We start from the raw sequence: 22,557 nt of genomic DNA, 5'->3' as shown, positions 1-22,557 counted from the left end.
ATTTCAACCGTATAGCGGCAATTGCACGCCGACGCCGCGCTCGCGCGCCAGATGATAGAAATGCCGGGCGCATACTATGTCGTCGAGCGCCATACCCATCGGATTGAGGAGAATGATCTCTTCCTCGCTTTCCCGGCCGGGCCTGCCGCCCACGACGATTTGACCGAGTTCGGCGTGCAACCGCTCGCGGCTAAACCGCCCTTCCAGCACCAACTGGTTGATGATCTTTTTCTCGCGATTCGATTGATCCCAATCGTCCACCACCACTTTGTCGGCCTTTTCGTAGACCTCCTTGCACACATCCATGATCGATACGTTGCTGACAAAGGCGCCCCGCTTAAGCCAGCCGAAATGCAGATAAGGTGCATCGGCCACCGTGCAGGTCACGATCACATCGGCGGCACGCACCGCCGCTTCCGCCGAAGAAGCCAGGACAAACTCCTTGTTCGGAAAACGCGCCGCAAACTCGGTGATGAAGGCGTCAGCAGCGGCATGCGAGAGATCAAACAGGTGAAGGCGCTCGATCGACGGGAATTGTTCCAGCAGGGTTTGTACCTGCATGCGCGCAATTGGGCCGCAGCCGATGCCGGCCACGTCGGTAAAGTCGGCGCGCGCCAGATAACGAGTGGCCACGGCTGTGATTGCTGCGGTACGCATGCCGCTAAGCAGCCCCCCCTCCATGAGCGCAATCGGGTAATTTGTTTCCGCGTCGTTCAGCACCACGACCGCGCTGGCACGCTCCAGCCCGAAAAGGGACGGGTTATGCTGCCGGCTGCCGACCCACTTCACGCCCGCGATAGGCCGCTCGCCTCCCAGGTAGCAGGGCATCGCGATGATGCGGTCGGCGATATGGTCCGCGCTCGGCCAGCGCAGGTAGGGTTTGAGCGGCTGCACGTATTCGCCGCGCGCATGCGCGGCCAATCCGTCGACAATGGCGTCGACATACGGTTGTGAATGATCGCCGCCCAACACGATCAGGTCGTTACGGTTGAGATAAAGCAGGTTCGGTGTGATGGTTGGCGAAGTCATGCTGTGTGTTCCATAGACAAATTGACGGAATTTTTTGCCGTGCGCACCAGGTGACGATCCTTCATGCGCGACAGCCATTCGTCGTCGTAGATCGTATCCAGGTAGCGTTCGCCCCGATCCGGCAGAATGGTCAGGATACGAGTATCGCGTGGCAGGTCTGCACAGAGCTGTTGAATGGCCGCGATCACCGAACCGGACGATCCGCCGGCGAAAATACCTTCGTGGTTGACCAATTCACGGCAGGCGACGGCGGATTCGTAGTCGTCGATATGAATTGCCTGATCGATCTCATCGCGCTGGAACAACTCCGGCACACGGCTGGCGCCGATTCCCGGCAGGTCGCGAGGATAGGGAGGCGTGCCGAACAGGATCGAGCCGACTGCATCCACTCCCACTACCTTCAACTCGGGCCATGCTTCGCGCAGCCGGCGCGAGATGCCATGCACGGTGCCTGAAGTACTGACGCCCAGCACCAGGTAATCCACCGGACGATCCAGATGCCGCAGGATCTCCTCACCTTCCCCATGGTAGTGGCTTTGCCAATTGCGCTCGTTGGCATACTGGTTGACCCATACGGCATCGGGCCACTCGCGCAGCAGGCATTTGATGCGCTCTATGCGCGTTCCCAGATAACCGCCCTGGCTATCCTTCTCGGTGACGAGCTCGATATTGCCGCCATAGCATTGAATGATTTTCAGATTGAGCGGCGAGATCTTCGGGTCGACCACTGCCGTAAAGCGCAGACCATAAATGCGGCAAGCCATGGCTAGCGCGATAGCGAGATTGCCCGACGAACTTTCGATGATGTGTGAGTTCGGCCGGATAGACCCGTCCGCCAGACCGCGTTCGATGATATAACGCGCCGGCCGATCCTTAACGCTGCCGCCCGGATTGAACATCTCCAGTTTGGCGAGCACCTCGCACGGCCAATCACGAAACAAGCGAGAAAGACGAACGATCGGCGTATTCCCGGTGCCTTCGAGAATGCTGTGATAAATCATGAGATCACCCTTCACGAATGAATTGCGGGTGTGTTGATGCTTATCACTTCTCGAAAAACGGCAAATCTGGCGCCAGACGATGGAAATTCCGGCACTGATACGCAAATAGCGTCTACGCGCATGGGAGCTCCTTTGAATTAACAGTTAGGGTTTGGCGTTAAGGCCAGAGGGGTCACATCGACACTCGCGAACGCTTCGAAGTTTGACGAGCGAGCGGCGCGCCTGCTCCTTTATGAGAACCTTGCGCAGCGAACAAGACCATTCGATCTCAATTACAGCGGTTCTAACTTTTCGATCGCGCTTTCACCGCATAGACACAACATTCTCTTCGGTAAGTTCTAACAATTTTGAATCGCTTTGCGTTTAAACATTGCGGTGAGCGCGCTCGATCATCGAGCACCTTGTTTTTCGTGAGCAACGCACGGCTCAGCTGGCTGCCGAGAAAGGTTTCCAATGACTGCCCTAGAGAAAATTCAAAAAGCATCCCAATCGCAAAAGGACGCCGAAGACTTCGACAACAAGCAGGCTGACCCACGCTCCGGTGAAAACCTACTGCCAATGCTTGTGACGGGAGTTGTTCGCTGATTATCGCCAACGTCGTTGGCTTGGGCAAAGGAACGGCTCGGTCCGTGCCGGTCGGACTGGAACGACGATCGTTCTAATCCATTTCTGCGCGTGAAATCTAAACGTCACGAATCAGCCGTAGATCACTGTTTGGCGCTAGGTCCTTGGACGCCCTTTGGACTAGACGCTCATTACTTGCCCTACGTTGCGGTTGCGCTTGGTCTTTTATTTTTGGGCAAAACGGTAAGGCGGCATGAAATGAACCGGCTGCAAAAGTTCGTCGAGTATAATGTGACTGACGACAGCTCGAAACGCGCTGCCTACGCGTTCGCCCCTGAGAGATTACCGCCACCAGGCGAAAACCTGGAGTGGAAAGTGGTGTCCTCATTCAATGCCGCCGATGCGATAATGAGGGACACCGGCTTAAAAGACATCTTCATACTTGCGATCGATAAGGGTTGCGCCATCGTTGAAAATGAACTGGCTTCGTCACTTAACCCTTCAGCCGGGGCGGCGAGCAGAGGCCAACCCATTCAGAAGAGGCTCTTTCGCGAACAGCGGTGATCGCTGCCGCTCCTTTGCGCGAACGCATCGAACTTCGCATCGATCCCACGGGTGCTCGACACCCATAACATTGGTAATGTCGATGACGTGCGGTTGCTGAGTGCCGAAGTCGACGGTGCCACCTTGCCAATCAGGATCTCGGCACCAAGTATGATGCCTTCGCGATGCGCACCCAGTGGGCATTTTGAAAACTACATGGAACCATTCAAACTTCACGGAAAAGTCTCGATATATTGATCTGGCGCGTTTTCTTCACGCGACCGGCACCCACCCTCGGGTCAAGCCCGAGGATCTTCTTCGCTTGAAAACGCTCTATAAAGCAGGCTCGAACTAAAAAAGCGGCATTCCCTGCTTCGCAAATCCTCCACTGGCGAGGTAATCAATCTATCAAGCGGAATGCGAGCGCCTCATGGTGAGAGGCGTTGATCAACGAAGTATCTTCATTTCGTCGCTAGTCGCCGCGCGGGTCGTGTCGCCAACCGCCGCTTCTTGCCCGCTTCAATGAATTCCTTCGACCAGCTGTATCGGCGATGCCTTCGCAGCGGCACAGCACGGCAATCGATTCCTGACCGAGCAGCCCCCAGCACGAGGCGGGTCTATGTCGCACGTCGGAGCCATCCGGCATGCCTGCAGGCCTATGCATGGCGGCGACAAAGTAAACCACAAGACAACCGTGTAATGCTGGTAGGGGTAGGCAAAAGCAGCCTCGAGTAGGTTGTTTTCCTAAAGGTTTTTTAAGTGTTTTAAAAGATGGTCATCCTTGTTATTTGCCCACAGCAGACGGAGATATAAATGAGGAAGTTAGCTGCGGCGGTCCTTGCGACCAGCTTCCTCGTTGGCTCGCTCGTCGCAACCGCTCCTGAAGCAAAGGCCGACGGCGGCCAAATTGCCGCTGGTGTAGCTGGCGGACTCCTCGGCGGGGTGCTTCTCGGCAGTGCTCTCGCCGGTCCGCGCGTTTATGTCGCTCCGCCCCCTCCTGTCTACTACGCACCGGAACCGGTCTACGTAGAAGAGATGGAATGCAGACTGGTCCGCAAACGATATTGGGATGATTACGGCTATCGGATCCGCCACGTACAAGTTTGCGACTGAGGTAGCACGCCGGAATCTATCGACGATAGGTGAAGTCGGTCTGCCAGAGCTGATTGATGGCAGTGGTCTTATCCTTGAACTCATTCGCCGCTTTGATCACCACATAGGCCGGACTAGTGATGAGGTTGTGCGCCTTCAGCAGCCGATAAACCGAAGCCTCGGAGACAAAGTACTTTCTCTCATCGCTAAAGCGCACCGCAGCTCTCGCAGGGAAAGTTCCGGAAGTTCCAACGCCAGTCCAATGATCTGGCCGTGGACCTCATCCGGGATGCGATTCCAGACTCGATCCGGTCGAGAGCGGTGATCTGACAACGCCTCAATGCCCGCCCGCGCGATAGCGATCGTACCATCTATTGGGATGGACGTTCTCCCTCCACCATTCAGGCTGAGAGCCTGCAAGAGGAAGGAGAACTGCAATGACCGTCGAGAGGGTCAATCATCATGGCATCGTGCTAGAGCGGCGGGTGATGCGTGATCAGCTTCTCGACATTGTTGCACAGGTCGAGCGCTGCACGATCGTGGTCGACGCCTGCACGGGCCCGTTCTGCGGGGCTCGTAAGTTTGAAGCACTTGGCCAACGGGTGAAGATCATCAGCCCGCAGTATGTTAAGCTCTTTGTGCTCCGGCAGAAGAACGACGGCAACGCCGCTGAAGCGATCTGCACCGCCGCACGCGCCGCCATTCAGGCCAAGCTGGATGAGCTGATCCGCGTGGGCAAGGCGCGAAATTCGTTCGTCGGGATTGAGCGTCTGACCGACGAAGAGCTCGACGATATTCGAAGCAGGTGCGAGCGCCTGGCTAAGAATGAAAAGATCAGCGAAAGGGCGGTCTATCTGACCGATAAAAAGGCCGGGCGGGCCGCCGACCGGGTTATCGATTGAGCGCGCAGTTCATCGCGATAGGAATGCGACATTGCCGCCGAAGCTGCATAGAAACGAAACGGCCGCGCCCGCGTTAGTGCGCACGCGAGAGGTCTTTGTCTTCGCCGTCACCGTCGGATGGGTCATGCTGATCGCTGCCGATGTAGATGGCGCGGTTTGACACGGGTGAGCTAGTCCGGCAAATTGAACCTATTCCAGCTCCAGCTTGGCAGCTGCGTCAACGCCGCGGGTTGTCGAAAGGCACTAGTCTGCGATCACCGCGGGACAGCAGTGGGAAAGCTTCAACTGAATTTCATAGCGATCACCGGAACGGCCACCCTTGTTTTTTTCACGAGATTGACCCTAACCGTGGTGAGATCGAGATAGCGTGCTCTCGGCTTTGGTCTCTTCCTCAGTAGCAGTCGTGTCGTCGGCGCGCTCTTCGGTGCGGCTGGCATGCGGTAAGTGTAGCACCTTTCCGCCGCCTCAAGCTTTATTGCTGTGGTTAAGCCCGCTTAGCGCAGCCGGTTTTCGCTGGAATTTGCCTGCGCCGCCCTGCACGCCTTCATGGCCTGCATGCCCGTCTCTGCCTCCGCCCGCGTCTTGAAGTATATTTTGTCGTCGACAGTGTGGCCCGCGCTGCTCGGCCGCTGGTCGGCGATCGCACACTTATTCGTCGCGGTGTCGAGGACGACGTAGTAATGGGCCTCTGACGCAGCCGCAGCCTGTGCGAAGGATACCGCGGCTGCGCTTGCTAGCGTACATAAGGCCAGCTTCTTCATGATTGCTCTCCGGTTTTGAGCAGGTTAGGAGCGAACGCTGCGGCCATGCGTTCGTTCCGGTTCACAAAGCGCATGAAAAGCCCCGCCGGAGCGAACCGGCGGGGAACATATCTACGGGAGCAATCTCAGTGCGTGTCCGTGCACACCTTCAGGGTCTTCATGCCGGTTTCTGCTTCGGCCCTAGTTTTGAAAATTCCATTGTCAACAATGGTTGTCGTTGTGGTCGGCTTCTGGTCCACGATCCTGCACTTCTTTGTCGCTGGGTCGCGGACCACGTAGTATTCCTCGTGAACGGTGGTCGTCTGCGCCAGCGCCGAAGTGGCGGCAAGAGCAATGAGCGCGCTTAAGGCGAATTTTTTCATAAGGCACTTCCTCCGTTGAACAACAAGAACAAAACGCCGCTTGCCAGCGGTTTGTTCCTCTGCGGAACCGCTAGTACACCCCGAAATCCTGCCGCCGGCTGCCCTCGGGTGCCGCTTTGGACAGCTCCGCGCCCGTACGACTTCGTCGCGAAGGCGCCCGTCTGCCACGCGATGGCGCAGCGATGAGCGGGTCGAGGCCGCACACGCGCGCCCCCAACCTCGGAGGAACTTTGATGCCTACCGTTGCGACTGCGATGAAAACCGGAGCGCCTACATCGACGGGATTCTTAGCGATGTGAAATGGGCGACCGCCAATCTCACCTACAGCTTTCCTACAAGTGCGTCCTATTACGGTTCCGGCTACGGCATTGGCGAGCCATCGGACAACTTCGAAACTCTGAACAACCAACAGCAGGACGCTGTTCGGATCGCGTTGGGAATGTTCTCTTCCGTGGCGAACCTGAATTACCTGGAGCTTACAGAAACGGCTGTGCAACATGCCGATCTCCGCTTTGCATTGTCGGATGCACCTAGCACGGCCTGGGCATACCTCCCACATCCGGCTCCAGAGGGGGGGGGTGACGCATGGTTCAACAACTCCAGCGGCTATTATAGTGCCCCGGTCAGGGGCAACTACGCGCACTTTACAATCATCCACGAGATTGGGCACGCGCACGGGCTCGATCACGCTCATGAAGATCCTGCGGTACCAGTCAGCCGGGATTCAATTGAATACACAGTAATGAGCTACCGGTCCTTCGTTGGAGCGTCGACAACCTCGAGTCGCTAATGATGTTTGACATTGCGGCGCTTCAGCACCTTTATGGCGCGAACTTCAACACCAATTCCGGAGCGACGGTCTACTCCTGGAGCGCGACCGGCGAGATGTTCGTTAACGGTGTGGCGCAGGGCCGTCCAACTGGCAACAGAATTCTGCTCACGATCTGGGACGGTGGGGGTAGCGACACTTACGATTTCAGCAACTACGCGACAAATCTCAGCGTCGATCTGCGGCCAGGGAGCTGGACTACGACCTCATCAGCACAGCTCGCCCGCTTGCATTACGACGGGTCGCAACTTGCCACTGGTAACATCGCCAACGCATTGCTGTTTGATGCAGACCCTCGATCTCTGATCGAGAACGCTGTGGGTGGCGCCGGTAACGATCAAATCCTGGGCAATCTGGCCGCGAACTCACTCCGCGGTGCCGGTGGCAATGATTGCCTCTACGGATTGGAAGGTAATGACTATCTGGAAGGGGGGTGGCGGTGACGACATACTGATCGGCGGTAGCGGTATCGATCGTATCGACGGGGGACTCGGAAATGACTATCTGATCGGCCAGGAGGGAAACGACGTGTTGTTGGACGGCGCAGGGACAAATACTCTGCAGGGCGGCACCGGTAACGACATCTATGCCGTGCAGTCGATCGCCGACCCAGTGTTTGAATTTGCAGACGAAGGCATCGACGAGGTTCAAACCTTCCTAGGGAAGCTCTGAACAACTTGGCGACTATGGCACTCTTCGATCATTGATTCGGGGAGACGCTCGGATGGACCAGCTGAGTTTCGCGTCGCTCGGTTATGCGGCCAAGAAGAAGCGCACGAAGCGAGATGTGTTTTTAGCTGAGATGGCAGTCGTGGTGCCTTGGGTCGCGCTCGAAGCTTTGATCGAGCCGCATTATCCCAAGGCTGGTCCGAGCGGCGGTCGGCGACCATTTCCATTGGCCGTGATGCTACGGATTTATTGCTTGCAGCAGTGGTATAACCTCTCTGATCCCGGCGCGGAAGAAGTTCTGTACGACATTTGCTCGATGCGCACGTTCGCGGGTCTGGAGCTCGGACGCGACACAATTCCCGATGAGACGACCATCTTGAACTTCCGGCATCTGCTGGAGCGTCACGAGTTGACGAAGTGATATTCGTCGCGATTGCAGAGTTTCTGGAGAACCGCGGTGCTCTGCTGCGTGGCGGCACCATCATCGACGCGACGCTGATCGCGGCATCGCCATCGACTAAGAACAGGGCACAGAAGCGCGACCCCGAGATGCGCTCATCGAAGAAGGGCAACCAGTGGTACTTTGGCATGAAGGCCCACATCGGTGTCGATGCGACAAGCGGGCTCGTGCACACCGCGGGCGTGACCACAGGCAGTGTGCATGACGCCAAGGTCATGGACAATCTGATCCGCGAGGATGATCGTGCGGTATATGGCGACAAGGGCTATGCCAACGACCGCAAACAACGACAGGCGGAAGCAGCGGGCGTTCTGTGGGCCGTGAAGGCGAAAGCGAAGCCCGGGCGCGCCCTGTCGATATCGCAACGGCGCCGCAATCGCCGCGTCGGAAAAATCCGCGCCAAGGTCGAGCACGTGTTCCGGGTGGTGAAATGCCAGTTCGGCTATCGCAAGGTTCGCTATCGCGGCATCGCCAAAAACGGCGCACAGGTCTTCGCGTTGCTCGCGCTCGCAAACCTATTCCTTGCCCGCAGGACACTTGCGTCCGCTTGACGAAGTTGCCGGGCGAATGCCGCCCGCGGCAGGTGCAAACAAAGAACCCTTCACCACAAGCGCAAACCTGTTGCGACTGTCACCCTTTGTCAGAAAAGGTGAGTTGCTCAGAGGTTCCCTAGGAAGGGACTCATCGATTAGAGCCAGAAAATGACTGCGGCTGCGATGCAGATTGCGGACATGAAGGTATGAGCGCATCGATCGTAGCGGGTATGGATGCGTCGCCAGTCCTTGATCCTGCCGAACATGTTTTCGATCTTGTGCCGCTGGCGATAGAGAACGCGGTCATGTTCGATCGGCTTTGCGCGGTTAGACCTTGATGGGATGCAGGCCGTGATACCCCGGACCGCGAGCGCCTGGCGGAACCAGTCGGCGTCGTAGCCCTTGTCGCCGAGCAACTGCTTCGCGGGCGGCAGCGCATCGAGCATCGACGCCGCACCCGTGTAATCGCTCATCTGACCTTCGCTGATCAGCATGATGATGGGACGTCCCTGGCCATCGCATACGGCGTGCAGCTTCGAGTTCAGACCGCTCTTGGTGCGTCCGATACGTCGGGGAACAGGCCCTTTTTTAAAAGGCTTGCGGCGGTACGATGCGCCTTCAAATGGGTGGCGTCGATCATTAAGCGCTTCGGAGCGCCGCCCTTGCGAGCCAATTCGGCAAATATCTTGTTGAACACACCAAGACGGCTCCAGCGCACGAACCGATTGTAGACGGTCTTGTGCGGACCATACTCACGCGGCGCATCGCGCCAGCGCAGCCCGTTCCTGATGACAAAAATGATGCCGCTGATCACCCGCCGGTCATCAACCCTCGCAACTCCGTGCGACAAGGGAAAATACGGTGCGATCCGGCGCATCTGCGCATCGGTGAGCAAAAACAAATCAGACATCACGGCGTCTCCCAGCAACGCCAATGAATCAGTCCAAACGCATCTCCCCAAGAACATTAATGGGTCCTGAGCCTAATCCTCTCCCTCCACCCGCAACGGCGCATGACTTGAAATGCTGAACCTGTTTGCCGGCATCCTTGAAACAGATTGCGGAGCTTTCCCACCGACGTTCTGCATTTCCCACCACGATGCCGTTCGCCGGCGACCCGACTCGGTCGTCTAGCGTGTGCGGGGATTATGCCATTTTCCTAAGCGATCGGGCTCGAAAGAGGCGAGTCATCTACCTATAGTCGCGCAAAGAGTGTGGACGGGAGTTGAGCTGGTGGGGGCTGGTACGGTCGAGAAGGCGAGATGGCTGCGCGATTTGCTCCGGTTTCTGCCCTTGCGAAGCCAATTCGTCCTTTCGGGCAACACCAGGGATCTTCAGAGCCATGAGGTAACGACACCAAATCGCTAGGCTACGACGTGACACTGTCGGAGCAGGCCGCGCCACGCTGCGCGGTCTGTGTCTGGCGGAGCTTTCGAACGGCGGACGCGGCATACGCAATCCATGGCCCCACTCTCCTCTTCGGAAAGCCCAGGGAGTCAGCAATTTTCGGGCTCGTCGACAATCCATCCGCGCACAGGTCGTCCGCCCAAACAGGCAAGAAAGACCGCACAAAAAAGAGCCCGCCGAAGCGGAGCTCTTTATGACTATCAATTCGAGCCCCACAGCCATGGCCGAACTATTTCTCGCTCGAACCGGAGCCTGATGAGGAGTTCGGAGACGTGCTCTGGTTCGCGCCCGGTTGATTGGGCGTCGTTCCGCTCGGCGAAGGTTGCTTAGCCTGACCCGTCGTGTTCGACTGATTGGGCGCGCTCTGGCCCGTTGTCGAAGACGCCCGATTTTGCGTTTGCCCAGCATTCTGGTTCGACGTCTGATCGGTCTGCTGGTTCGAGGGCTGGCCCATCTGACCGCTTTGTCCCTGACCCGCCGTGGTCTGGGTACCGGTTGAGGTTTGAGAGCCGGTCGATGAAGACTGCGACTGGATGCTCTGGTTTGCCTGCTGGCTCAGCCGACTGGAAATGCCAAGCGACGACACCGTGCGCATGTCGATCGTGCCTGTCACGGCAATACCTTGTTGACGTTGGTACACTGTGATGGCTTCGCGGGTTGCCGGACCCCAGACGCCGTCGGCATCTCCGTGCAGAAGACCACGATCGATCAACACGCGCTGGATCACACGGATGTCCTCGGGCGGCAGGTCAACTGCGGCGACGGGCCCGCCACTTTGACCGCTGCTACCACCGCCGGCGAAGCGCGCGCGCGGGCCGACGGGAACCACATCGACGATACGGCGATCGCGATCGACAATCACGACGTCGTCCTCCATAACGAAGAAGCTATTGTCGCGGTAGGCCGGAAACACGTCAATCAGCGCCGGATAGGTGGAGACCGAGGCGACGGTTACGCTAGACGGGACCACAATACCGGAGCGAACCTGAAAATTGATCGAGTTCGCGTTGACGCGCGGGGCGTTGCTTGCGCGCAGCACCGACTGCTGAAGCGTCGTCTGCTGTTGTGCCGTCACGTTCTTGCCGCTCTGGGTCTGAATTCCAGCAGTGGTCTGGCTCTGGCCCCCCTGGGTATTGGTCTGGCCCTGCGCCGCGTTTTGATCGACGCCAGAATTCAAATTCCGGTCCTGGGCGCTCTGCCCCTGCATGCCGGACGATCCGCTTTGATGGCCGTTGGACTTATTGTCAGCCTTGGCGTCGGCCTTGCCCGTATCATGCGTGCGATCTTCCGACTGCTTTGCATTGTCGCGCTCGGGCTTGCTCTGACCGACCGTCTGATCCTTGTCCTTTCGGTCGCGCTGCTGCGCCCGGTCCTTGCTCGGGTCACGCTGTTTACTGCGCGACTCCTCCGAACGGTGCGTATTGTCGCGATCGGAGTCACGCTCTGACCGCCCCTGGCCAACTGTCTGACCCTTGCTACTGTCGCGGTGGCCTTCGGCTCGGCCACGCTCGTGCCTGCCAGAGTCCTCGCGCTGCGCGCGGCTGGATTCGCTACCGCGTGCGGAGTACCCTTCGGCCCGACCGCTCTCGCGCGATTCGGACCCATGTCTTTCTGACATTCCGTCGCTACGGGAAGTACCCTCCCCGCCGCCCGTTCCGCTTCTGGAATGACTACCCGCCGATGTTCCCCTTTCACTCGCCGCGCCGCCAACATCGCCGCTCATGCTTTGCGCGGACGCAAAGCTCACACTGGCAAGCAATGCTGCCGTCGTGACGAGAAACCTGTTCTTCATTCTACTCCTCATTTAAGTTCCTCCTCAGTTGCTGGTTGCTTTCGAATTGAGGGGGGCAAATCGCGCCTCGCAAATCGCGCCTCTTGGGCTAGAGACGAGCCGTCTTGGGTAACCGGGTGACGATGCCATCGTTCCTTATTGATGCGATCGTTGCCAGAGCGCCGGCATGGGGTGGCGATATTACGAGCGCTGTGGATCGATGAACATCGACAAGCTCGGGCCGGAAATGAGGCGATCACAACGGGGTGAAGCCGCAGCTTGTAGCAGAGGTCAAATTCACAGAATGGACCAGCCCTGGCGAAATGCGCATCCTGTGTATCTTGGTCTGCGCACCGATAAGCAGGCAAAGGACGTTGTCTCGACTTACCACGCTTACAAAGTTCGTAGGCTGTTGAAATGCCGGCAATCCGAGCCTATGACGGTCGACCGACTGTGCCGTTAGAAATTCGCCGGCCGATCCTCGAGATGAGCGTCGCCAACCCGCTGTGGGGAGCGCCGCGGATCCATGGCGAGTTGCTCAAGCTGGGCACGTCGGTCGGACGATCGCCAGTGCACCATACATCTTGGGAAACAGTCGGCAGACACCTTCCAATATCAGTCGATCAATCGGGATGAAGGCAGGTCTCTCCTGGGACGAGTTCGCCGCAGCACATTGATTTGTTGCCCGAAGATCAGAACTTCTGCCTCAAGCCCAACTCGCGACCGCAGCAGGTCGATCACCATTCCAAAGATCAGTCTGACCAAATCCAACATCGAACAGCAGCATCGCCCAATTCTCGATCAAGCGGCAGCCGGATGGCGATTGCGACAGGGACAGGTAACGACGCAGCCTCACGACAGGCGGGAGCCGAAGCCGCCGGAGGGAATATGAACGGCTGTTCATACACATAGCGACAAGGAACATAGAGCGTCCTCGTTAATTAGTACTCGGCACATTACGGAGTATTCAGATGAAAAAGTTGTCTTTGGCGATGGCGGTGGGCGCGGCCGCGTTACTCAGTGTTTCCAGTGCAAACGCAGACTATCGCCACTATGGACATCGGCATTATCACCACTATGGACATGGGCATCATCATCACTATGGCTATCATCAGCATTACCCGTATTACAGAAGTTCGGGATACGCTCCGAGGTACTACGGCGGTCCGTATTACGGCGGCGGCTACGGCTATGGGCCGGGCATCTCGGTTGGTATCGGCAATCCGTATTACGGCGGCGGCTATGGCTACGGGCCGGGCATTTCGGTTGGCTTCGGCAATCCGTATTACGGCGGCGGCTATGGCTACGGGCCGGGCATTTCGGTTGGCTTCGGCAATCCGTATTACGGCGGCGGCTATGGCTACGGGCCGGGCATCTCGGTTGGCTTCGGCAGTGGTTGGTAAATGAGAAAGCTCGCAGCGAATGCGGGCTTATTTACAATATGAATCCGAGCCAAACCGACTAGCCATGCGGCAATGAGCGGAGGTTGGCGGGTCACAGGCCCGCGTGCGCAACGCTGGCGCGTGCTCGAGCAACGCGACGGCACGGGCCGAGCATCCGGCAACGCCCCGATCTAGACGCAACGGGCGGCACGTTCTCAATTCAAGGAAAAAAAGGCACCGCGCCGCCGCAGGCCGGACGCGGGACCGAGGACAGCCGCGAGGCCGGTTAAGATGGCACCCGTCGTCCGGGGGCAGTGAGTTCGTACTGCAGGACAAAGAGCGATATCCTGCCGTAAGCTGAACTGTTAAGTGCCGAAGGAAGCCGTCAGCGCCCGCGAGGGGTTGGCGGCTTTCGTTTTTGCGTGGGCCTAGGACTGCGTCTGCGGTGCGGTAGCCGGCGCATTGGCGGCCGGCTTATAATGCGTGCCGCGTCCATAGTACAAGGTGGAAAGGATAACCAGCAGCACGATGACCGCGCCTCCGATAATCCAGCCTTTCCGGATGCTGCTCATGGTTCTCCTCTCGAGTGAAAGGCATTCGGACTACCATGCTGCGCTCCGTTTAGGAACAGCAACTTCTCCGCACGCGGGCTCAGTAAGAGCAGGAAGGTTCGCCGCCCGTCCATCTTTGAATGCGGGCAAACGGTAAGACGAGTTCGATCCCCTGACACGCGGCAAATCCGCAACGACTTCAGTCTGGCGACTTATCAGGGGCGGCTGCGGTTCGACTCCGCACGGATCGATGGCTTGGTAAAGTTTTTACATGGGTGCGGACGAAGCATCCTTGCGCAATATACTCAAGCGGTATCGTGCTCCAGCCGGAGCAGATGCGCTTGGCACGCTCCGAGGACGCGCGCGGCATCCTCTTCCGCATCAGCCTGTCTAAATCCGACATACCGCTTCTGGTAGGCAAGCCGGGCAGAGCATCAATGCGGTGCGCACATCATGAAGATGTACCGCAAGGACGGGACCAACATCTCGCTCATACTGGAGGGGGCTAATCAACGAACGATTTTGTTTCCTGTCGTTCAACGGAGGAAAGGAATACTACGTGGTCCGCGACCCGGCGACAAAGAAGTGCAGGATTGTGGACCAGAAGCCGACGACCACGACAACCATTGTCGACAATGGAATTTTCAAAACAAGGGCCGAAGCAGAAACCGGCATGAAGACCTTGAAGGTGTGCACGGACACTCATTGGGACTGCTCCCGTAGATTCCCCGCCGGTTCGCTCCGGCGGGGCTTTTCATGCGCTTTTGTGAACCGGAACGAACGCATGGCCGCCGCGTTCGCCCCTTGACCTGTTCAACACCGGAGAGCAATCATGAAGAAGCTGGCCTTATGCGCGCTAGCATGCGCAGCTTCGGCATCCTTCGCGCAGGCTGCGGCGGCGGCCCAGTACTACGTCGTGCTCGACACGGCCACTAACAAGTGCGCGATTGTCGATCATAGGCCCAAGAGCGCGGCCCGCACCGTTGATGACGAAATTTATTTCAAGACGCGGTCGGAAGCGGAGACGGGGATGCAGGCCATGAAGGCGTGCAGGACGGCGCAGGCAGATTCCAGCGATAACCTGCTGCGATAAGCGGGCTTAACCACAGCCGAAAGCTTGACTTTGCAAAAAGGTGCTACACTTACGGCATGACAGCCGCCACCGAAGAGCGCGCCGAAGACACGATTGCTACCGAGGAAGAGATCAAAGCCGAGGCCGAGCGCCTCGACAAGCTGCTTCGCCAGATCGAAGCCGAGCTCTTTGCTACGATTTCATGGCGCCCAAGCGCGCGAAGTGGCTCAGGCGCCTCAGGCTCTACAACAACTAGACGCGCGACGAGAGCAAGGTGGGCGACCCACTGCTCTTCACCGCGTTCCCGACCGTGTTCGCCTCGCTCTACGACGACCGCCTCTCCGCCGTCCTCGATTGCAACGACGAGGGCGACCAGGACACGGAACCTCACCGACCTCGCCGAGCACGACTACCGCGTCATGCAGAAGGACGAGGCGGACTACGAGTGGAAATAGGACGCCTGCTTCTTCGGCCGCGGCCTCCTGCTCCTCAACGAGTTCGATAGGAGCGCCGGCGTGATGGCCCCCGTCACCGACGGTCAAGAAGATAATGATGCACAAGCGCGAGAACCCGCAGGCGTTCCCGCAGCCGGCCGCGGCGCAGCCCGGCATGGACCTCAATCCCGTCTCGTCGCCGACGCCGGAGCCGCAGAAGTCCACAGCGCCGATGGCCAGTCGCTTGCATAGATTTTATGAATGCTTTGCTACGCGCTCGAAAGCAATGACGCGACAGGCAGCACCGACCCCGCTCCCTTCTTCGCGAGGGAATACGCGATCGACAAGGCGGCCGCTTCCCTGCTCGTTTCAAACGGCCTTCGGCTCGCCAAGTACCACCTGACCGGCCTCTAGGCCGTGCTAGGCTTTCCGTAGAGGCGCTCCGCGCTTCGATTACCCATCATCGAATTTTCATCATGACAATTATCATCGGCGCGGCGGCATTGCTGCTCGTGAAGTGGAACAAGCGATCAAGCAGAGGTCGGCAAGCCAGGTCGAGACGCTCCTCATCCTTCTCGCCATTAGCCTAGGCGCTGCTGGGCTGTACTGCGCGCTGGTCACCGCCGCTACTGGGAGACGGTCGCCCGCGTGCTCGTCATCGCCGGCGTCTTCTACACGTTCGTAATCCAGCGTTTCGAGAGCAAGGTCTAGAACGGCTCCCCAGACGCCCTAAAATGCGTTCTAAGGCCCGAAACTTCCTACCCGCGGGGGACTGCGTTTGAGGCTTAAAGGCCCGCTCAGGCGGGAGAGAGAGATGATTTTCGCTTCGATGAAACCTTTTCGCGCCCAGCGGCTACTTACCGCTGAGCGCGGATCAATTCATGGCACATCTCTGCCGCACCGCCGCAGGGTTTGCAGGGCGGCACTTCGGGTGAGCATCTTCAAGGCATATTCGGTCGCACGGATGAGGCTCACCCCTATTGGGTCGCCCTCGAAGAATGGAAGTGCACGGGCCCCAACTACAAGATGCTGCGGGACTTCTGCCGCGAGCGCGGCCTGTCGCTGTCCGCTCGCGGCATTCCGTGGCGCGCGCGCGTAAGCGGTACCAGGTCTTCATGTTCGCCGAAGAGGAGCACGCCGAGGCATTCCGAAAGGAGTTCGGCGGCGAGCGGATGCACCCTTCGGAGGGGAGCGAGGGCGCGCGCTGGAGTGCTATCGTTGATGTGCCGACATTCGCATCGTTCAAATTCTGCAGAAAGGACTGGCTTTCGTGGGCGAAGCGAGCATTGCTGTAGCGTGAGATGGCCCTTGGATCGGCCCCGCAGCGCAACATCGCTGACGGGGCCTCGGGTGGTGCGACGCTGATGTCGCATTATTGTCGGAGGGTCCCATGCAGAAGTCATCCCGCAATCGGAAGCCACTATCGACCCGCCGCGGACGCGGTAAGGCCCTCACTACAATGAAGGCGACAAAAACAGCACCTCGTCCGGTGAGAGAGCCGACGAAACGTGCAACGCTTCCTTCAAGCCCAGCTGTAGGAGGCGGTGTCGTCAGCGTGGCTGCAAAGGCGGGCAAACGGACGAACAAGCAAGCCAAACTGCTGGATCTTCTGAGGCACCCGGCTGGTGCGACCATTGCCGCCCTCTCCGACGCCTCCGGTTGGCAGCAACATTCCGTGCGCGGATTTTTGGCCGGCGTGGTTCGCAAGAGGCTCGGGCTCGAGTTGGTCTCGAGCTTTGAAGCAGATCAGCGCACCTACCGCGTCGTTCCAGCGAAGCAGGCCTGACGATGGCTAAAGCTTCGCAGGGCGAGCTCGCACGTCGTCGCGATCTCGGTGGTCGGCGACCGCAATCGCGGGGGCGTCGGTCAAGCTGGTCCACGCTGGCGCATCTTCCGAAACATCTCCAGACAGCCATCATCAGCTATCGGCGACAGGCAGATCAGTCGGGCGACCTCGATCCGGCGATTCGCCAGTTCCTTGATCGTATCGTCGAGAAGGAGACACCCGAATCCGTCATGGCCAAGTTGGTCGCCTTCGACCGCGGCCAGGTCGAGCTGAAAGCCGGCACCATCCTGTCCCGGGAATGGAACGGCATCACTCAGCGAGCGATCATCGTTGATGATGGCTTCCTGTGGGACGGGACACGATATGACAGCCTTTCGGCGATCGCCTTCGCCATCACCGGTACCCGCTGGAACGGCCCCCGCTTCTTTGGCCTACGGGATAACACGGTCGGTAGGGAGGATGGGCCGTGAGGGCGGGAAAAGCATTGTCCCGAGAGATCGTCCGGTGCGGTATCTATACCCGGGTCTCGACCGACAATGGCCTCGACCAGGAGTTCAACTCGCTGGATGCCCAGTATGAGGCTTCCAGTGCCTATATCAAAAGCCAGGCCCATGCCGGTTGGGTGCGGGTCAAGACCCGCTATGACGATGGCGGCTTCTCCGGCGGATCAACCGACCGGCCGGCGCTGCAAAATCTGCTGGAGGATATCCGAACCCGCAAGATTGACGTCATTGTGGTCTACAAGGTCGATCGTCTGACCCGCTCGCTCGCCGACTTCGCCAAGCTGGTCGAGCTGTTTGATGCCCATCGAGTGTCGTTTGTCTCGGTCACCCAGCAGTTCAATACCACAACGTCCATGGGACGCCTGACCCTCAACGTTCTCTTGTCCTTTGCCCAGTTCGAACGAGAGGTCACCTCGGAGCGCATCCGGGACAAGGTGGCAGCCTCCAAGAAGAAGGGTATCTGGGTTGGAGGCCCCCTCCCCCTTGGCTACGTCATGGAGAACGGCAAGGTGGCCGTCGTCCCCGAAGAAGCCGAACGGGTACGCCACATCTTCAGCCGCTATCTCGAACTTGGCAGTGTCCGTGCCCTGATGCGGGACCTTAAGGACCGCAACATCGTCAGCAGGCGGCGTCATCTCAAGACCGGAGTAATTCGAGGTGGAGTTCCGTTCGGCTGTGGTGCCTTATTCCACCTGCTGCGCAACCGCTTTTACGTCGGCGAGGTCAACTACAAGGGGCAGATCTGCCCTGGCGAACAACAACCTATCCTTGATCGCGACCTGTTCGACCGCGTCCAGACCATGCTCTCCGTGCAGCGAAGCCATCAGACCAGAACCCGGACCTCCTTCAGCCATCTCCTGATCGGTCTGATGTTTGACGACGCCGGCCATCGCATGGCGCCGACCCAGGCTCAGAAGAAGGGTCGGCACTACAGCTACTATGTCTCGCGACCGCTTCTGTTCGGAAATGCAGCGACAGCCGCAGTTGGTTCAGTCTCTCGAGTGCCTGCCCATGATGTCGACGATCAGATTCGCAAGGTTGTCCTGGAGCCGCGAAACAAAAGCACGAACCCGATCGACAACACCTACGCCTCCTTGCTGATCGAACGGATCGAGGTCCAGCAAAACCGTCTCGTTGTGCAGCTGAAGCAGGATCCGGACAATTCCGCCGACGAAGACCACTCCACCATCATCATCCCCTGGATCAAGCCACCATCCAAACGAGCGCGGTCAATCCTGCGCCCGACCTCCGCAAAAGTTCCGCTCCGCCCGATGAAGCTAGAGCGACGGGCCACGCTGGTCGCAGCGATTGCCCTCGGCCGGCGCTGGCTTGATGAACTCATTACGGATTCGGCGACAGATGCCCAAGCAATCGCAACGCGCGAGCGATGCAGCCTGCGACACGTCAACATGACACTGTCGTTGGCCTTCCTCTCTCCCGCACTCACCAAGGCTGCCGTTGAAGGTCGGTTACCTCGTGGCATCGGTCTCGAACAGCTGCGCGAGCTCCCGCTTGAATGGGATCGTCAGTTCGAAGCGCTAGGTCTCGATCCGATCTGACCAGCGACACCGCGCTCTTGATTTTTCGCCATTTCGATGTCGCGAAAGAAGCACTTCCGGCCTCCCCGAGAAAGCAGGCTTTCGCACAGATGGGCAGACCCGTCGCGGTTCAAACCCGCAATAAAAGTAGCATGATGCCGGCTATGTCCCTTTGAACCGATTGGTTGCAGCGGCCGAACTGACCCAGTCAGCGAACCCGTCTCTGCTGCTCGGCCAGGAACGGGAATTTTCGATGCAGAGACAAAGCGCATTTTGGCAAGATTTTTGAGACCAGAGACGCGCGCTGAGACTGAACGGATCGCCAAAACCCCGCAATTTGCGCGACAAATCGACGGATGTGCCACCGAGCTCGGTTCCTGCGAACTGGGTGGTGGGCGATGTAGGGCTCGAACCTACGACCCGCTGATTAAGAGTCAGCTGCTCTACCAACTGAGCTAATCGCCCGAACTGTCAGAAATTCCCTCACAGGAGCGGGTCGTTTAGCAAAGCGGACCCGCGATGTCCAGCAAGGTAGCAGCGCTTTCTCCTGTCGCACCACAACCTTCGAAGAGACGAGAAAGCCGCCGATTTCCGGCGGCCTTCTCATGGCTGGCTGTCTTGTTATCAGTATATCGGCGGATCAGAGGCGTCCGGGCTTCTGCTGGTCGGAGCGATCGGAATCCCCGTCACGGTCCTCATCGTGATCGAACCGATCGCCGCTTCGGTCAAAGTGATGATGGTGCCACCGGCTTCCCATTCCGAAGGCGTGATTCATGCGGGTGAGAACCATCAGGCGCCGCTTTTGGCCATCGTCGAGGGTCTTGTAAAGCGGGTCGGCGGCATCAGCGATCTTCTTCAAAGCTGCAGCTGTCTCGGCCATGCGATCCGCGTGTGCGCGGAGCCGCGCCACCTGATCAACGGCCGCCTGCTGCTTTCGCGCGTTATCGTCCTTGCCCTCCTTCTTGTCCTGCATCTTTGCGTTGGCGCGGTCGATCCGGAGCTTGGCGAAATCGCGGATCGCCTTTTCCACCGGCGGCCACAGCTTCTCCTGATCCGGCGTCAGAGTAAGACCGGCATGGATCGCCGCGATCCGCGCATCGGCGATGGCCGTCCGGTCCTGCTGACTGAGTTGCACGCGATGATGGGACCACGGGTGATGCTGATGAGCGAACACCGCGGTGGAACCGACGATGGACAGCGCTGCTACACCGGCGAGAATGGCCTTCTTCATTGGAACTCTCCTTTGTAAGGTCCAACCAAGATGGGTGTACGCAGCGAGCCAAGCAAATTACATCTTCGCAAGGATAGGATCTCTTACGAAGATGTTATGTCGCTTCTCCCAACCGGAACGGCTGTTTCCGTTCAGTCACGCCGCGTCGCGATAATATGTCGCGTATCGATGCGTAGATACGTCGCAGCCCACAAGACCGACGGCACCTCACAGCGTCCGCTTTGCATAGGAAATGAGGAGTTCAGCTCGCGGCGGCTGAAGGCAAGTCGCGCTGATGTTTCATCACGATCTTGTTCAGCGCGCCGAGATAGGCCTTGGCGGATGCAACAAGCGTATCAGGATCGGCGGCCTTCGATGTCATCGCGCGCCCGTCCTGGCTGAGACGCACCGACACTTCCGCCTGCGCGTCCGTGCCCTGGGTCACCGCATGAACCTGATAGAGTTCGAGCTTGGCCTCGTGCGGCACCAGTCTCTTGATGCAGTTGAACACCGCATCGACCGGACCGTTGCCTTCGGCCTCCTCGATCCGGGTCTGACCGCTGATCGTCAATTTCATGGTCGCGCGCTGCGGACCATGAGTACCTGCGATCACCGTCAGCGACGACAGCTTGATGCGATCGTGCGTCGCAGCCATTTCCTCGTCCACCAGCGCAATGATGTCCTCGTCGTAGATGTCCTTCTTGCGATCCGCCAGCGCCTTGAAGCGTACGAACGCATCCTGCAACTGGTTCTCGGCCAGCCTGTAGCCCAGCTCCTCAAGCTTGTGCTGGAAGGCATGGCGGCCGGAATGCTTCCCCATCACCAGCGAGGTCTGCTTCACGCCGACGCTCTCCGGCGTCATGATCTCGTAGGTCTGCGCGTTCTTCAACATGCCGTCCTGATGAATGCCGCTCTCGTGCGCGAACGCGTTGCGGCCGACGATCGCCTTGTTGTACTGCACCGGAAAGGAGGTGGCCGCCGACACCATCTTGGAGGCGCGGGTCAGCATCGTGCTCTCGACGTTGCACCAATACGGCATGACGTCGGCGCGGGTCTTGATCGCCATCACGACTTCTTCCAGCGCGGCGTTGCCTGCTCGCTCTCCGATGCCGTTGATGGTGGACTCAACCTGGCGCGCGCCCCCCTCGACGCCGGCCAGCGAGTTGGCGACGGCGAGCCCCAGATCGTCATGGCAGTGCACCGAGAAGATCGCTTTATCCGCGTTCGGCACCCGCTCGCGAACGGTGATGAACATGCGCCGGTACTCGTCCGGCACCGCATAGCCAACAGTGTCCGGCAGGTTGATGGTGGTGGCGCCGGCCGCGATCGCGGCCTCCACGCATTTGCACAGGTAATCGATCGGGGTGCGGGTCGCGTCCATCGCCGACCACTCGACATCCTCGACCAGGTTGCGGGCCTGCTTCACCGTGGCGGTGATGATCTCCAGCACCTCCGCCTCGCTCTTGCGCATCTGATGCGCCAGATGGATCGGCGACGTGGAAACGAAGGTATGGATGCGGCCCCGGCGCGCGTGTCGCACCGCTTCACCGGCGCGGGCGATATCGCCGGGAATCGCGCGCGCCAGACCCGCGATGACCGCCTTCCTGGCGTTCTTGGCGATCTCCGTAACGGCCTCGAAGTCGCCGACCGAAGCGATCGGGAAGCCGGCTTCGATGATATCGACTCCCATGTCGTCGAGCATCTCGGCGACCTCGAGTTTTTCCTCGAACGTCATGGTCGCGCCGGGGCATTGCTCGCCATCGCGCAAGGTAGTGTCGAAAATAACAACGCGGTCCTTGTCGGACTTGTTCGCGGTAATCATGAAAATGATCCTCTGGTCGGTGCGCCGTATCGGGCGCTCGAAGGGGCTGGTGTTTCTGCGTTCCCCTGAGTGCCCAGGCAACAACTGCCCAGCCGGCGCTCAGGGGCTGATAAGAAGCAGAAGCCCGCCAATCAGCAGGCCGGGCATGGACGCAGCCGGAATCGCTTCGGAACCCGCGGTCAACGCCGCGTGTCCGTGAATTCCTGCCATTTCGCTGCAAACCAGCATTACCGGATCCTTCGGGGGACATTTTCAACGAGAACCATTGACGATTGGTTTCGTTGCCGACCCTTCCTGGACGGATTTTAGCCGAGGATGACCTGACATCGCAATGCCC

Annotated in this window: 23 protein-coding genes, 1 tRNA gene and 3 pseudogenes; 15 read left to right on the top strand and 12 right to left on the bottom strand. The window is 58.9% G+C overall.

Features of this window, described 5'->3' with window-relative positions; translation table 11 throughout:
• Positions 1 to 3 precede the first annotated feature (3 nt).
• A complete protein-coding gene (gene sbnB / locus NB311A_RS02685; protein ID WP_009796900.1) occupies positions 4 to 1,029 on the bottom strand; it encodes a 2,3-diaminopropionate biosynthesis protein SbnB in 1,026 nt (341 codons plus the stop codon).
• Positions 1,026 to 2,135: a 2,3-diaminopropionate biosynthesis protein SbnA gene (gene sbnA, locus NB311A_RS02680; protein ID WP_245256905.1), complete on the bottom strand. Its 1,110-nt coding sequence runs from the start codon at positions 2,133 to 2,135 to the stop codon at positions 1,026 to 1,028. The genes sbnB and sbnA overlap by 4 nt, the downstream gene beginning before the upstream one ends.
• A gap of 717 nt (positions 2,136 to 2,852) precedes the next feature.
• Here sbnA and NB311A_RS02675 point away from each other — a divergent pair.
• On the top strand, positions 2,853 to 3,158 hold the full coding sequence (locus NB311A_RS02675; protein WP_009796897.1) for a hypothetical protein: 306 nt from the start codon (positions 2,853 to 2,855) through the stop codon (positions 3,156 to 3,158).
• A 429-nt stretch (positions 3,159 to 3,587) separates the two neighbouring features.
• Here NB311A_RS02675 and NB311A_RS23020 read toward each other — a convergent pair.
• Positions 3,588 to 3,738: pseudogene (locus NB311A_RS23020) on the bottom strand (IS3 family transposase); the annotation flags it as partial.
• A gap of 212 nt (positions 3,739 to 3,950) precedes the next feature.
• On the opposite strand from NB311A_RS23020, the gene NB311A_RS19955 reads away from it, so the two are divergent.
• Positions 3,951 to 4,250: a hypothetical protein gene (locus tag NB311A_RS19955; protein WP_083780358.1), complete on the top strand. Its 300-nt coding sequence runs from the start codon at positions 3,951 to 3,953 to the stop codon at positions 4,248 to 4,250.
• A gap of 25 nt (positions 4,251 to 4,275) precedes the next feature.
• Here NB311A_RS19955 and NB311A_RS22385 read toward each other — a convergent pair.
• Positions 4,276 to 4,602, bottom strand: a pseudogene (locus NB311A_RS22385) (helix-turn-helix domain-containing protein); the annotation flags it as partial.
• Positions 4,603 to 4,666: 64 nt separating this feature from the next.
• Here NB311A_RS22385 and NB311A_RS19950 point away from each other — a divergent pair.
• On the top strand, positions 4,667 to 5,131 hold the full coding sequence (locus tag NB311A_RS19950; RefSeq protein WP_009796894.1) for a low affinity iron permease family protein: 465 nt from the start codon (positions 4,667 to 4,669) through the stop codon (positions 5,129 to 5,131).
• A 494-nt stretch (positions 5,132 to 5,625) separates the two neighbouring features.
• Here NB311A_RS19950 and NB311A_RS02655 read toward each other — a convergent pair whose 3' ends face one another.
• Entirely contained in the window at positions 5,626 to 5,892 is a 267-nt protein-coding gene (locus tag NB311A_RS02655) for a hypothetical protein (RefSeq protein ID WP_009796892.1), read from the bottom strand.
• 125 nt (positions 5,893 to 6,017) lie between these two features.
• Positions 6,018 to 6,254 (bottom strand): hypothetical protein, encoded by a 237-nt coding sequence (locus NB311A_RS02650; protein WP_009796891.1) that lies wholly within the window; start codon positions 6,252 to 6,254, stop codon positions 6,018 to 6,020.
• 439 nt (positions 6,255 to 6,693) lie between these two features.
• On the opposite strand from NB311A_RS02650, the gene NB311A_RS23015 reads away from it, so the two are divergent.
• The 4 genes from NB311A_RS23015 (at position 6,694) to NB311A_RS02640 (ending at position 8,763) form a co-directional block, all read left to right on the top strand.
• Entirely contained in the window at positions 6,694 to 7,044 is a 351-nt protein-coding gene (locus NB311A_RS23015) for a hypothetical protein (protein WP_371256454.1), read from the top strand.
• Positions 7,044 to 7,526 carry a M10 family metallopeptidase C-terminal domain-containing protein gene (locus tag NB311A_RS22380; protein WP_009796889.1) on the top strand — a complete coding sequence of 161 codons (483 nt, stop codon included), beginning with the start codon at positions 7,044 to 7,046 and terminating at the stop codon, positions 7,524 to 7,526. Before NB311A_RS23015 ends, NB311A_RS22380 begins: the two co-directional genes overlap by 1 nt.
• On the top strand, positions 7,498 to 7,755 hold the full coding sequence (locus NB311A_RS22375) for an outer membrane secretion protein (RefSeq protein ID WP_009796888.1): 258 nt from the start codon (positions 7,498 to 7,500) through the stop codon (positions 7,753 to 7,755). The genes NB311A_RS22380 and NB311A_RS22375 overlap by 29 nt, the downstream gene beginning before the upstream one ends.
• Before the next feature lie 52 nt (positions 7,756 to 7,807).
• Positions 7,808 to 8,763 (top strand): IS5 family transposase gene (locus tag NB311A_RS02640; protein ID WP_371256452.1). Its coding sequence is split into 2 segments (ribosomal slippage): positions 7,808 to 8,171 and positions 8,171 to 8,763, totalling 957 coding nucleotides; the frame shifts between segments, so codons are not numbered across the junction.
• Positions 8,764 to 8,900: 137 nt separating this feature from the next.
• Here NB311A_RS02640 and NB311A_RS19940 read toward each other — a convergent pair.
• Together NB311A_RS19940 and NB311A_RS02625 are read right to left on the bottom strand one after the other, a co-directional pair.
• A protein-coding gene (locus NB311A_RS19940; protein WP_086008666.1) for an IS5 family transposase occupies positions 8,901 to 9,655 on the bottom strand; the annotation gives its coding sequence in 2 pieces (ribosomal slippage) (positions 8,901 to 9,322 and positions 9,322 to 9,655; 756 coding nt in all).
• A gap of 725 nt (positions 9,656 to 10,380) precedes the next feature.
• Entirely contained in the window at positions 10,381 to 11,955 is a 1,575-nt protein-coding gene (locus tag NB311A_RS02625) for a peptidoglycan-binding protein (protein WP_040673763.1), read from the bottom strand.
• Between the two features lie 233 nt (positions 11,956 to 12,188).
• Between NB311A_RS02625 and NB311A_RS22370 the strand changes: the two are divergent.
• A pseudogene (locus tag NB311A_RS22370) lies at positions 12,189 to 12,301 on the top strand (DNA ligase); the annotation flags it as partial.
• Between the two features lie 592 nt (positions 12,302 to 12,893).
• A complete protein-coding gene (locus NB311A_RS02620; protein WP_009796882.1) occupies positions 12,894 to 13,325 on the top strand; it encodes a hypothetical protein in 432 nt (143 codons plus the stop codon).
• Positions 13,326 to 13,732: 407 nt separating this feature from the next.
• Here the strand turns inward: NB311A_RS02620 and NB311A_RS21725 are convergent, their stop codons facing one another.
• Complete coding sequence (locus NB311A_RS21725) at positions 13,733 to 13,876, bottom strand: hypothetical protein (RefSeq protein WP_009796881.1); 144 nt, start codon at positions 13,874 to 13,876, stop codon at positions 13,733 to 13,735.
• Positions 13,877 to 14,687: 811 nt separating this feature from the next.
• Here NB311A_RS21725 and NB311A_RS02610 point away from each other — a divergent pair.
• The 6 genes from NB311A_RS02610 (at position 14,688) to NB311A_RS02585 (ending at position 19,209) form a co-directional block, all read left to right on the top strand.
• Positions 14,688 to 14,948: a hypothetical protein gene (locus NB311A_RS02610; RefSeq protein WP_009796879.1), complete on the top strand. Its 261-nt coding sequence runs from the start codon at positions 14,688 to 14,690 to the stop codon at positions 14,946 to 14,948.
• A 56-nt stretch (positions 14,949 to 15,004) separates the two neighbouring features.
• A complete protein-coding gene (locus NB311A_RS02605; RefSeq protein WP_009796878.1) occupies positions 15,005 to 15,382 on the top strand; it encodes a hypothetical protein in 378 nt (125 codons plus the stop codon).
• A 240-nt stretch (positions 15,383 to 15,622) separates the two neighbouring features.
• Positions 15,623 to 15,775, top strand: a complete 153-nt coding sequence (locus NB311A_RS21720; RefSeq protein ID WP_009796876.1) for a hypothetical protein — start codon at positions 15,623 to 15,625, stop codon at positions 15,773 to 15,775.
• A 1,141-nt stretch (positions 15,776 to 16,916) separates the two neighbouring features.
• Positions 16,917 to 17,147 carry a DUF3489 domain-containing protein gene (locus NB311A_RS02595; RefSeq protein WP_009796873.1) on the top strand — a complete coding sequence of 77 codons (231 nt, stop codon included), beginning with the start codon at positions 16,917 to 16,919 and terminating at the stop codon, positions 17,145 to 17,147.
• Between the two features lie 2 nt (positions 17,148 to 17,149).
• Complete coding sequence (locus NB311A_RS02590; RefSeq protein WP_009796872.1) at positions 17,150 to 17,617, top strand: DUF2924 domain-containing protein; 468 nt, start codon at positions 17,150 to 17,152, stop codon at positions 17,615 to 17,617.
• Positions 17,618 to 17,631: 14 nt separating this feature from the next.
• Positions 17,632 to 19,209: a recombinase family protein gene (locus NB311A_RS02585; protein ID WP_165475213.1), complete on the top strand. Its 1,578-nt coding sequence runs from the start codon at positions 17,632 to 17,634 to the stop codon at positions 19,207 to 19,209.
• A 368-nt stretch (positions 19,210 to 19,577) separates the two neighbouring features.
• On the opposite strand, the gene NB311A_RS02580 is transcribed toward NB311A_RS02585, so the two are convergent.
• The 3 genes from NB311A_RS02580 to NB311A_RS02570 form a co-directional block, all read right to left on the bottom strand.
• Positions 19,578 to 19,653 (bottom strand) — tRNA-Lys (locus tag NB311A_RS02580).
• Between the two features lie 175 nt (positions 19,654 to 19,828).
• On the bottom strand, positions 19,829 to 20,419 hold the full coding sequence (locus tag NB311A_RS02575) for a Spy/CpxP family protein refolding chaperone (protein ID WP_009796870.1): 591 nt from the start codon (positions 20,417 to 20,419) through the stop codon (positions 19,829 to 19,831).
• 241 nt (positions 20,420 to 20,660) lie between these two features.
• Positions 20,661 to 22,220, bottom strand: coding sequence for a 2-isopropylmalate synthase (locus tag NB311A_RS02570; RefSeq protein WP_009796869.1), 1,560 nt, complete (start codon positions 22,218 to 22,220; stop codon positions 20,661 to 20,663).
• Positions 22,221 to 22,557: the final 337 nt, after the last annotated feature.

The sequence above is a fragment of the Nitrobacter sp. Nb-311A genome, assembly GCF_000152905.1.
Lineage (GTDB): Bacteria > Pseudomonadota > Alphaproteobacteria > Rhizobiales > Xanthobacteraceae > Nitrobacter.
This window is presented reverse-complemented; position numbering and strand designations above follow the sequence as displayed.

Excerpts from the sequence above, each read along its gene's own strand:
- sbnB (WP_009796900.1), bottom strand. The coding sequence starts at position 1,029 with ATGACTTCGCCAACCATCACACCGAACCTGCTTTATCTCAACCGTAAC.
- NB311A_RS02675 (WP_009796897.1), top strand. The coding sequence starts at position 2,853 with ATGAACCGGCTGCAAAAGTTCGTCGAGTATAATGTGACTGACGACAGC.
- NB311A_RS19955 (WP_083780358.1), top strand. The coding sequence starts at position 3,951 with ATGAGGAAGTTAGCTGCGGCGGTCCTTGCGACCAGCTTCCTCGTTGGC.
- NB311A_RS19950 (WP_009796894.1), top strand. The coding sequence starts at position 4,667 with ATGACCGTCGAGAGGGTCAATCATCATGGCATCGTGCTAGAGCGGCGG.
- NB311A_RS02655 (WP_009796892.1), bottom strand. The coding sequence starts at position 5,892 with ATGAAGAAGCTGGCCTTATGTACGCTAGCAAGCGCAGCCGCGGTATCC.
- NB311A_RS02650 (WP_009796891.1), bottom strand. The coding sequence starts at position 6,254 with ATGAAAAAATTCGCCTTAAGCGCGCTCATTGCTCTTGCCGCCACTTCG.
- NB311A_RS23015 (WP_371256454.1), top strand. The coding sequence starts at position 6,694 with ATGTTCTCTTCCGTGGCGAACCTGAATTACCTGGAGCTTACAGAAACG.
- NB311A_RS22380 (WP_009796889.1), top strand. The coding sequence starts at position 7,044 with ATGATGTTTGACATTGCGGCGCTTCAGCACCTTTATGGCGCGAACTTC.
- NB311A_RS22375 (WP_009796888.1), top strand. The coding sequence starts at position 7,498 with ATGACTATCTGGAAGGGGGGTGGCGGTGACGACATACTGATCGGCGGT.
- NB311A_RS02625 (WP_040673763.1), bottom strand. The coding sequence starts at position 11,955 with ATGAGGAGTAGAATGAAGAACAGGTTTCTCGTCACGACGGCAGCATTG.
- NB311A_RS02620 (WP_009796882.1), top strand. The coding sequence starts at position 12,894 with ATGAAAAAGTTGTCTTTGGCGATGGCGGTGGGCGCGGCCGCGTTACTC.
- NB311A_RS21725 (WP_009796881.1), bottom strand. The coding sequence starts at position 13,876 with ATGAGCAGCATCCGGAAAGGCTGGATTATCGGAGGCGCGGTCATCGTG.
- NB311A_RS02610 (WP_009796879.1), top strand. The coding sequence starts at position 14,688 with ATGAAGAAGCTGGCCTTATGCGCGCTAGCATGCGCAGCTTCGGCATCC.
- NB311A_RS02605 (WP_009796878.1), top strand. The coding sequence starts at position 15,005 with ATGACAGCCGCCACCGAAGAGCGCGCCGAAGACACGATTGCTACCGAG.
- NB311A_RS21720 (WP_009796876.1), top strand. The coding sequence starts at position 15,623 with ATGCTTTGCTACGCGCTCGAAAGCAATGACGCGACAGGCAGCACCGAC.
- NB311A_RS02590 (WP_009796872.1), top strand. The coding sequence starts at position 17,150 with ATGGCTAAAGCTTCGCAGGGCGAGCTCGCACGTCGTCGCGATCTCGGT.
- NB311A_RS02575 (WP_009796870.1), bottom strand. The coding sequence starts at position 20,419 with ATGAAGAAGGCCATTCTCGCCGGTGTAGCAGCGCTGTCCATCGTCGGT.
- NB311A_RS02570 (WP_009796869.1), bottom strand. The coding sequence starts at position 22,220 with ATGATTACCGCGAACAAGTCCGACAAGGACCGCGTTGTTATTTTCGAC.